8 protein-coding genes and 1 tRNA gene are annotated in these 9,863 nt (G+C 69.1%); 6 read left to right on the forward strand and 3 right to left on the reverse strand.

From position 1 onward, the window contains the following. The first annotated feature begins 37 nt into the window (after nucleotides 1-37). The 3 genes from htpX (at nucleotide 38) to AB0A61_RS03465 (ending at nucleotide 1,955) form a co-directional block, all read left to right on the forward strand. Complete coding sequence (htpX, locus tag AB0A61_RS03455) at nucleotides 38-901, forward strand: zinc metalloprotease HtpX (protein WP_361285392.1); 864 nt, start codon at nucleotides 38-40, stop codon at nucleotides 899-901. Beyond that, nucleotides 898-1,290, forward strand: a complete 393-nt coding sequence (locus tag AB0A61_RS03460) for a YccF domain-containing protein (protein WP_361285395.1) — start codon at nucleotides 898-900, stop codon at nucleotides 1,288-1,290. Before htpX ends, AB0A61_RS03460 begins: the two co-directional genes overlap by 4 nt. A 98-nt stretch (nucleotides 1,291-1,388) precedes the next feature. Then, complete coding sequence (locus tag AB0A61_RS03465; RefSeq protein WP_361285398.1) at nucleotides 1,389-1,955, forward strand: SMI1/KNR4 family protein; 567 nt, start codon at nucleotides 1,389-1,391, stop codon at nucleotides 1,953-1,955. Nucleotides 1,956-2,039: 84 nt separating this feature from the next. Here AB0A61_RS03465 and AB0A61_RS03470 read toward each other — a convergent pair whose 3' ends face one another. Further along, nucleotides 2,040-3,290, reverse strand: coding sequence for an APC family permease (locus AB0A61_RS03470; RefSeq protein ID WP_361285401.1), 1,251 nt, complete (start codon nucleotides 3,288-3,290; stop codon nucleotides 2,040-2,042). A 237-nt stretch (nucleotides 3,291-3,527) separates the two neighbouring features. Between AB0A61_RS03470 and AB0A61_RS03475 the strand changes: the two genes are divergently transcribed. Then, nucleotides 3,528-3,794 (forward strand): GlsB/YeaQ/YmgE family stress response membrane protein, encoded by a 267-nt coding sequence (locus tag AB0A61_RS03475; protein ID WP_361285404.1) that lies wholly within the window; start codon nucleotides 3,528-3,530, stop codon nucleotides 3,792-3,794. 134 nt (nucleotides 3,795-3,928) lie between these two features. Here AB0A61_RS03475 and AB0A61_RS03480 read toward each other — a convergent pair whose 3' ends face one another. Then, nucleotides 3,929-4,417: a YajQ family cyclic di-GMP-binding protein gene (locus AB0A61_RS03480; RefSeq protein ID WP_361285407.1), complete on the reverse strand. Its 489-nt coding sequence runs from the start codon at nucleotides 4,415-4,417 to the stop codon at nucleotides 3,929-3,931. Nucleotides 4,418-4,639: 222 nt separating this feature from the next. Here AB0A61_RS03480 and AB0A61_RS03485 point away from each other — a divergent pair. Continuing rightward, nucleotides 4,640-4,721, forward strand: a tRNA-Tyr gene (locus tag AB0A61_RS03485). Nucleotides 4,722-4,895: 174 nt separating this feature from the next. Here the strand turns inward: AB0A61_RS03485 and AB0A61_RS03490 are convergent. Next, nucleotides 4,896-6,275, reverse strand: a complete 1,380-nt coding sequence (locus AB0A61_RS03490) for a tyrosine-type recombinase/integrase (RefSeq protein ID WP_361285410.1) — start codon at nucleotides 6,273-6,275, stop codon at nucleotides 4,896-4,898. 277 nt (nucleotides 6,276-6,552) lie between these two features. Here AB0A61_RS03490 and AB0A61_RS03495 point away from each other — a divergent pair. Further along, a partial coding sequence (locus tag AB0A61_RS03495) for a tetratricopeptide repeat protein (protein WP_361285413.1) occupies nucleotides 6,553-9,863 on the forward strand: 3,311 nt, incomplete at its 3' end.

Genomic DNA, 9,863 nt, shown 5'->3' on the forward strand with positions numbered 1-9,863 from the left:
GAAGGGTTCCCCTGCCGCACCACTTGGAGGGTGTACCGTGCACCGCCGGCACAACGGGCTCAGGACCGCAGTACTCCTTGGGGGACTGTCCGCACTCATCATCGTCATCGGCAGCTTTTTCGGCCGCACCGGCCTGATCGTCGCGGTCCTCGTGGCTCTCGGCACCAACGCGTACGCGTACTGGAACAGCGACAAACTGGCACTGCGTTCGATGCGCGCCCGCCCGGTCAGCGAGTTCGAGGCCCCCGCCCTGTACCGCATGGTCCGCGAGCTCTCCACCCAGGCCCGCCAGCCCATGCCGCGCCTGTACATCTCCCCGACGGAGGCACCGAACGCCTTCGCGACCGGCCGTAACCCGCGCAACGCCGCCGTGTGCTGCACCGAAGGCATTCTGCGCCTGCTGGACGAGCGCGAGCTGCGGGGCGTCATCGGCCACGAGCTCAGCCACGTCTACAACCGCGACATCCTGATCTCGTCCGTCGCCGGCGCCCTCGCCTCCGTGATCATGTTCCTGGTCAACTTCGCCTGGCTGATTCCCGTCGGGCGCTCCGACGACGACGACGGCCCCGGCATCCTCGGCATGCTCCTGATCATGATCCTGGGCCCGCTCGCGGCCACGCTCATCCAACTGGCCATCAGCCGTTCGAGGGAGTACGAGGCAGACGCCTCCGGTGCCCGGATCACCGGCGACCCCCTCGCCCTCGCCAGCGCCCTGCGCAAGCTGGAGGCCGGCACCCAGCAGCTGCCCCTGCCGCCCGAGCCGCGCATCCAGGCCACGAGCCACATGATGATCGCGAATCCCTTCCGCCCGGACCAAGGACTGGCCAAGATGTTCTCGACCCACCCGCCGATGGCGGAACGCATCGCCCGACTCCAACAGATGGCGGGGCGCCACCAGTGAAGACCATCCTCAACGTCATTTGGCTGATCCTGAGCGGCTTCTGGCTGTTCCTCGGGTACCTCCTCGCGGGCGTGCTGCTATGCATCACCATCATCGGCATCCCGTTCGGGATCGCGGCCTTCCGAATCGGTGTCTACGCCCTGTGGCCCTTCGGGTACACCACCGTCGAGCGCCGTGACGCCGGCGCCCCCTCCTGCGTCGGCAACGTACTGTGGCTGGTCCTCGCCGGCTGGTGGCTGGCCCTCGCCCACATCGCCACGGGCATCGCCCTGTGCCTGACGATCATCGGCATCCCGTTCGGCATCGCCAACTTCAAGCTGATCCCGGTCTCCCTGTTTCCGCTGGGCCGCGAGATCGTCCGCACGGACGAGCCGTTCGCGACGCGCTGACGTCCGTTTTCCACAACCTGCCGACTGCTGGTTGTCCACAACCCGCCGGTTTTCCACAGGCCGGCCCGGCTGTCGGTGGCGGCCTGCATGATGAACCCATGACCGAGCACGAGCAGTTGCTGTCACAGGTGGAGGCCAAGGCCCGCAACACCCGTCCATGGGGCTGGCCTTCGCTTCCCGCCCCCGCGGATGCGGACACCATCGCCCGCGCCGAGGCCGCGTTGGGGTTCCGTCTGCCCACCCTGCTCGCGGATCTCTACCTGCGCATAGGAAACGGCGGATTCGGCCCCGAGTACGGCCTGTTGCCCCTGCTCGACAGCGCGCCGGCCGGTGAGCCCGCCGCCGTTGCGCAGTACCTCGCCAACCGTGAGAGCGGCCGGAAGGACCCGGACTGGCCCTGGCCCGAGGGCGTGCTGCCGATATCCCACTGGGGTTGCGCGATGTACGCGTGCGTGGACTGTCGCTCGCCGCAGGCCACGGTGCTGCTCTTCGAGCCGAACCCGGGCGACCCCGACCTCGCCTGGTTCGTGGACGCCCCCAGCCTCGCCGACTGGCTGCGCGCCTGGGTCGAAGGCACGGGGTGGTACGAGGAGAGCGCCGAGGAGCCGGAGATGCTTCCCTGGTCCGACCCCCGCATACGCACGGCACCGCTACCGGCGCCCTGACAGGCACACGCGCGCCAAGGGTGACAGGCGCCGCGCGCACGAAGGTGCCGGGCTCCGCTCGCGCACGCGGTGCCGCTGGGGTGGCTACCGCGCCGCCACCCACCGCCGCGCGCCGTACGCAGCCACGCCCGCCGCCAGCACCGCTGCACCCGCAACCACGGAAACCCACGGCAACGCGAACGCCAGCGTCACGCAGCCGACGAGTCCCACCGCCGGCACCACCCGTGACGCGGGAGCGCGATCGAGGGTCCACGCGGAGGCATTGGCCACCGCGTAATACGCCAGCACCCCGAAGGAGGAGAAGCCGATCGCGCCCCGGACGTCGACCGTGGCGGCCAGGACCGCGACCACCGCACCCACCGCCGGCTCCGCCCGGTGCGGCACCTGGAAGCGGGGATGCACGGCCGCGAGCGCGCCGGGCAGATACCGGTCCCGGGCCATGGCCAAGGTGGTGCGCGAGACCCCCAGGATCAGGGCGAGCAGCGAGCCCAGAGCGGCCACGGCGGCGCCGACCCGTACCACCGGCACCAGTGCGGGTGCCCCCGCCGCGCGCACCGCGTCGGCCAGAGGCGCGCCCGACTGCCCGAGGCCGGCCGGACCCAGCACGGAAAGGACAGCCACCGCCACACATACGTACACGGCCAGCGTGATGCCGAGAGCCAGCGGGATGGCACGAGGGATGGTGCGCGCGGGGTCCCGTACCTCTTCGCCGAGGGTCGCGATCCGTGCGTACCCGGCGAACGCGAAGAAGAGCAGCCCGGCCGCCTGCAGCACACCGTCGGCGCCCTCGGAACCCACGATGGCCAGCCGCCCGGCGTCGGCGGTACCGGATCCCAGGCATACGACCACCACGGAAGCGAGGACAGCGAGCACGACCGCCACGATCACGCGCGTCACCCAGGCGGACTTCTGGATGCCGCCGTAGTTCACCGCGGTGAGCGCCACCACCGATGCGACCGCCACCGCATGCGCCTGTCCTGGCCAGACGTACGCGCCCACGGTGAGCGCCATCGCGGCACAGGAGGCCGTCTTCCCCACGACGAACGACCAGCCCGCGAGGTACCCCCAGAACGCCCCGAGCCGCTCACGGCCGTACACGTAGGTGCCACCGGACGCCGGGTAGAGGGCGGCCAGCCGGGCCGACGACGTGGCGTTGCAGTACGCGACCACGGCGGCGACGGCGAGGCCGACCAGCAGCCATGATCCCGCCGCGCGGGCCGCCGGTCCGAGGGCGGCGAAGATCCCGGCCCCGATCATCGAGCCGAGCCCGATGACCACGGCGTCTCCGGCCCCCAGGGTGCGTCGCAGCTCGGATGTGGAGGCGGATGGCGTCATGGCTGGCACCCTACTGACCGATGCAACCGCCGGGTGTCGTCGTGACGTCCTCTTCAGCAACGCAGCACGGACACGCGTGTGGCAAGCAGCACGACCGGCACGGGACGAGGACGTCTCGTCCGCACGATGAGAAACAGAGCAGGAAAATCGCACGTCCTGCGGGCACACTGCCTGTGTCCGCCGAAGATCACAGCGCCGGGACAGTGCAGACACAGCGCGGAAGGGCAGGTTCAGGGCATGAGCATCATCAGCTGGATCATTCTGGGGCTGTTGGCCGGGGCCATCGCCAAGTTCCTGCTGCCCGGCCGTGACCCGGGCGGTTTCATCGGCACCACCCTCATCGGCGTGGCCGGGGCGTTCATCGGCGGTTGGATCTCCGCCCGCTGGTTGCATCATCCGGTCAGCAAGCACTTCTACGACGGCGCCACCTGGGCCGCGGCGATCGGTGGGTCACTCGTGCTGCTGATCGCCTACCGCATCCTGTTCGGTAACTCGCGCGACTGAGCGCGCCCTTGAGCCGCAGCCAGCAGGCGAGAAGGGTGGGCACCAGCCGGGTGCCCACCCTTCCTCGTTCGACCGCCGAGCGCCTGCCCGCGGGTCTGCCCAGAGCTGCCGCAGCTACCGGCACATGCGGTTGATCACCGGTAGTTCACGAACTGCAGTGCGAAGTCGAAGTCCTTGCCCTTCAGCAGCGCGATCACGGCCTGAAGGTCGTCGCGGCTCTTGGAGCTGACGCGCAGTTCCTCACCCTGGACCTGGGCCTTGACGCCCTTCGGGCCCTCGTCGCGGATGATCTTCGCCACCTTCTTCGCGTTCTCCTGGGAGATGCCCTCCTCGATCGACGCGAAGATCTTGTACTCCTTGCCGGAGAGCTGGGGCTCGCCCGCATCCAGGGCCTTCAGCGAGACGCCGCGCTTGATCAGCTTGGACTGGAAGACGTCGAGGACGGCCTTCACCCGGTCCTCGGAGTTCGCCTCCATGAGGATCTTGTCCCCGGACCATGAGATCGAGGCACCCACGCCCTTGAAGTCGTAGCGCTGCGAGATCTCCTTGGCGGCCTGGTTGAGGGCGTTGTCGACCTCCTGCCGCTCGACCTTCGAGACGATGTCGAAACTGGAGTCGGCCATGTCCTGTGGCTCCTTGTATCGGGGTGCGTGTCGGTGCGGATCGGCGGGCGTGGGGGTGGCCGCCGAGCCCGGTGTGGATCCGGGCCGCATCCGCACAAGCCTAGCCATCCCCGGCCCTCAGGATGCCGATCAATTGGGTGGCGGAGCACCCCTCCGCATCGGGTATTGTTTACGTCGTTGCCAGGGAGCACCGTCGAAAGGCGGTTCGAACGGCAGCAACCCGGCGGTGTGCCCGAGCGGCCAAAGGGAGCAGACTGTAAATCTGCCGGCTCAGCCTTCCCAGGTTCGAATCCTGGCGCCGCCACTCTGAGAGAGACTCCCTCTGACCAGGTTACTTGCCTGGTCAGAGGGAGTCTCTCGTTTGCTTTCCCTGTTCGATTCGTTGTGGACGCGACGTGGACGTGTCTCACCTCGTACCGCCCATATCCCACTGTTGATCAGTGAGTGTCCCCCAGGTGTCCCCCAGGGGAGAACATGCTCACTCGGGTTCGTTCCACTCCCGGAGGGCTGCGTCGATGCGGCTGTTCGCATGCTCCCGCGTCTGGTCAAGCACCTTGGCGTACACCTTGTGCAGCACTGCGATGCTGTGCCCGGCACGGCGGGCGCACTCCATCGCATCCACGCCGGAACTGAGCCAGAACGACACCCCGGTGTGTCGGAGGTCGTAGGGACGGCGGGCCAGCAGCGAGGCCGTTTCCGTCTCGCTCAGCACATCCCTCCGGGCCTTGGCCCACACCTCCCCATAGCCGGTCTCCTGCAGCAGCCCATTGCGGTTCGTCCGAAAGAGACGACCATCGGGCGCCGTGCCGTGTGCGGCGATGTGCTGCCGCAGCAGACGGACGAAGTGCGGCGGGATCGGCACGGGACGGGAGTCCTTCTTGGCGCGGGCCTTGAGGTGGCGAGCCTCATGCGCCGTTCCGTCGTCGGTCCAGCTCCGTCCGGCCCGGACAACTCCTTCCCGCAGGGTGAGCATCCCCCACCCCGTCTCCGGGAGGTGGCACTGGCTCACGCGCAGTCCGGCGGCCTCGGCGGGCCGCATGGCCGCGTAATACAGGCACCCGAAGAACGCTTCCAGGTGCCGCCCACGTGGCCCCTGCTCGCGCACCCCTGCCAGCAGCGCGCGGACCTGGCGAGGATTGGCGACGCTCTCGGGGTCCACCGCTTCCGCGGTCTTCGGGGCGGTCCACTTCACGGCCGTGATCGGGTTGACCGGCATGGTGAAGTACTGCTCTTCCACGGCGAGCCCTAGAACGTCACTGAGGCAGCCTCGCTTCCGCTTCGCGGTGCGCGGCGACGCCTCCTTCCCGTCCAGCCGTAGGGACAGCGCGTCCAGGGCCAGACGTACGGTCGCCGGGTCCTCCAGCGCGGAGACCGGCATGGAGTGCTTGGAGATCCAGGCCAGGGCGCGGGCCACATCGTCCGGCGGGGTCTCGGCCCAGCGATTCCGGTTGTACGCCCACCCGTACAGCGCGCGCCGCATAAGCGCGGTGTCTGGCATTCCCGTCTTCGTCTTCACGAGCACGGGGGTGATGGTTGCCAGAGCATCGGCATAGTTCTTCCGCGACTTCGCCGGGGCCAGCACCCACTTGCGGTCGACGTACGCACGGCTGTGCTCGTACCACGTGATGGCGCCCTGCTTGGCGCGCAGCTCGGAGATCGGCAAGCCCGTCTCCTCGTCGAACTGGTCACCGCGCCGCACGGCCGACATGAGTTCCGAGCGGCGTCCCTCGGCTTGGACCTTGAGCGTGTAGCTCTTGGAGTGCTTGCGCTCCCCGACCAGCCAGCGCAGACGGTAGGGCTTCGGGCGATCCTTGCGGACCTCGATGGAGTAGAGGCGAACGTCGTAGGTCAGTGCCATATGAACTCCAGAGGGGCCCGCCGGAAGGCTGCTCTCCTGGTGGATTACGCCAACGCCGTTCCTTCGCGTGAGTGGACGACTAACAGAGCCTGTCCTCAGCCCATCGGGGAGCTCTGCCCCGGACTCCATGATCAGGCGCTGCTGCCGGAGGGTGGCAGGGGCACGTACTCGGCGCCGGTTTGGGTGTTTTGCCGTCGGTGGGGTGGCTTGGTGGCTACGGTCGCTGGGGGGATGGGGCGTGGTGGCGCGCTGCAGGTCTGTACGGGGGGTGATGGCTGTGTCGGAGCGTCTGCTGCTGGAGGTCACTGGGGACGGCCGGGTGACGGTGCTGGTGTGGCCGGAGGGCGAGTCGTATCCCAGTCGGGTGGGGGATCCGGTGGCGTTGGTGTGGCCGTTGGACGGATCGGTGCTGGAGGAGTTGCGCTGGTACTTGGAGAAGTATCTGCAGTCGCCATTCGGGGTGTACGGCGAGCGGGGCTCGCAAGCTGCGGCCCAGTTGCCACGGTGGGGTGAGCAGGTCTTCGAGGCGGTGTTCGGCGCTGGGCCGGCCCGGGATGCCTATCTGCGGGCGCGGGCGCGGGCGGAGGCACGGGGCGGCCGGGTCGAGCTGGTGGTGGTGTCGGGGGCGGCGGAGCCGCTGGGCTGGCCGTGGGAGCTAATGGCTGATCCGGGGCGGCCGACGCCGTTGGCACTGGATGCGCAGGTGGCACTCTCGCGCACCATGCCGACGGCGAGTTTGGGCGAGGTTTTCACGGTTGGGGGGTCGCGGCTGCGGGTGCTGATGGTGATCTCCCGGCCGCGTGGCACCCGGGACGTGGGCTATCAGATGATCGCCCGCCCGTTGTTGGACCGGCTGGCGGCGGTGCGCGGGCAGGTGGAGCTGGTGGTGCTGCGCCCGCCGACCCTGGAACACCTGCAGCAGGTGCTGGAGCAGGCTCGGGAGGCGGGCGAGCCGTTCCAGATCGTGCACTTCGACGGGCATGGGGTGTTCGGCCAGCTAGCTGGCCCGTTGGGCGGGGCAGGGAGGCCGGTGATGTTCCGGGGGCCAGGGCCGCAGGGGATGCTGGCGTTCGAGAAGCCGGAGGGCGGATCCGATCTGGTGGCCGCCGATGACGTGGCGCGGGTGCTCAAGCAGGCGCGGGTGCCGGTGGTGGTGCTCAACGCCTGCCAGTCCGCGGTGGTGGGATCCCAGGTCGAGGCGGCGGTGGCCACCCGGCTGCTGCAGGAGGGCACCGCGGCCGTGGTGGCCATGGCCTACAGCGTGTATGCGGTGGCGGCCGCCGAGTTCATGGCGGCTTTCTACGAGCGACTGTTCGCCGGAGACCGGGTGACCGAGGCGGTGGCCGCCGGCCGTCGCCGCTTGGCCCAGCAGGATCTGCGGCCGTCGCCCAAGGGCAGGATGCCGCTGGCCGACTGGGTGGTGCCGGTGCTGTACTCGCGCAGCGAGGTCCGCTTTCCCGGGCTGCGCACCGAACGCCAGGCCGGGCAGTCGCTTGAGGAGATGCTGGACCGCATCCGCGAGCGTCCCCACACCGGGGAGACGCCCCCGGAGGCGGTGCTGGAGGCGGTAGGGGAGTTCATCGGCCGCGACGCCCTGCTCTATACCCTGGACCTGGCCGCCCGGCTCCAGCATGTGGTGGTGCTGCACGGGCCCGGCGGAACGGGCAAGACCGAGCTGGCCAAGGCCTTCGGCCGTTGGTGGCGCGACACCGGTGCGCTGGACCATCCGGACGGGGTGATCTGGCACTCCTTCGAACCCGGCGTCGCCTCCTTCGGCCTGGACGGCGTGATCACCAGCATCGGACTGCGCCTGTTCGGCACCCAGTTCGCCCTGCTCGACCCCGACCAGCGCCAGAGTCTGGTGGAAGAGATCTTGTGCGAGCGCCGGCTGCTGCTGGTGTGGGACAACTTCGAATCCGTGCACACCATGCCCGACCCCACCCAGGCCACCCCGCCCCTGCCCGAGGCCGAGCGCAACAAGCTACGCGACTTCCTGACTCGTATCGCAGCCCACGGCACCAGCGCGGTCATCGTCACCAGCCGCAACCCCGAAACATGGCTCGGCCCCCAGGTGCGCCGGGTGAAGGTGCCCGGCCTGGACACTGAGGAAGCCGGCCAGTACGCCGACCACCTCCTCATCCCCTACCCCGATGCCCAACCACGCCGGGAATTAAAGGCGTTCGGGGAGCTGATGCAATGGCTGGACGGGCACCCGCTGAGCATGCGGATCATCCTGCCGCATCTGAACACCACCAACCCGCAGGACCTGCTGGCCGGCCTCCAGGGCACCACGCCCCTGCCCGACACCACAACTGGCGAGCGCACCACCTGCCTCGCCACCAGCATCACCTACTCCTTCACCCACCTGCCCACCACCGACCAGCACACCCTGGCCGCGCTCAGCCTCCTCCACGGCGTCGCCCACGCCGCCGTCCTGGCCATGTTCTCCGCACACCCGAACGTTCCCGAGCCGTTTCGTGGCCACACGGCCGCCGAGTGGAGACACCTGCTGGACCGGGCGGCGGGGGTGGGACTGCTGACGCCACTGGGGGCGGGCATATACCGCATCCACCCGGCCCTGCCCGCCTACCTCACCACACACTGGCAAACCCAAGCACTCGACACCTACCGCGACCAGCACACCGCCGCCCTGCGCGCGCTGCTGGACGCGCACGCCGCACTTGGCAACTGGCTCATGCAACAGATCCGCAGCGGTGACGCCCAGTTCGCCATGGCATTGATCAGCTATCAGGAGCGGACGCTGGGCAGCATGCTCAGCTACGCCCTCGACCACAGCATGTGGACCCAAGCCCAGGACATCGCCCAGCCGCTGGGCGACTACTGGAACGCGCGGGGACTGACGGAAGAGGCCCGTGCATGGGTTGACAGGGCACGGCTGGTCCTCGAAACCCCTGACGGCACCCCGCCCGACCTGGACACCCCAGCTGGCTCCCTGTGGCTGTTCCTGACCGGCTCCCAAGCCAACCGACAGACGACTCAGGGCCAGTTGGACCAAGCGGGACGGACCTATCGCGAGATCCTCAACGCCCTGCAACAGCAGCCCACCACACCCCAACAACGTGCCCATCTCGCCACCGCCTACCACCAGCTCGGCATGGTCGCGCAGGACCGGGGGCGGCTGGAGGAGGCCGAGGACTGGTACCGCCAATCCCTCACCATCAAAGAAGACCTCAACAACCGGCCCGGCATGGCCACCGCCTACCACCAGCTCGGCACGGTCGCCCAGGAGCGGGGGCGGCTGGAGGAGGCCGAGGACTGGTACCGCCAATCCCTCACCATCGACGAAGACCTCCGCAACCGTCCCGGCATGGCCACCGCCTACCACCAGCTCGGCACGGTCGCCCAGGACCGGGGGCGGCTGGAGGAGGCCGAGGACTGGTACCGCCAATCCCTCACCATCAAAGAAGACCTCGGTAACCGTCCCGGCATGGCCGGCACCTACCACCAGCTCGGCAACGTCGCCACGTTGCGGGGGCGGCTGGAGGAGGCCGAGGACTGGTACCGCCAATCCCTCACCATCAACGAAGACCTCAACAACCGTCCCGGCATGGCCACCACCTACCACCG

This window comes from Streptomyces sp. NPDC046197 (assembly GCF_040646295.1).
Lineage (GTDB): Bacteria > Actinomycetota > Actinomycetes > Streptomycetales > Streptomycetaceae > Streptomyces.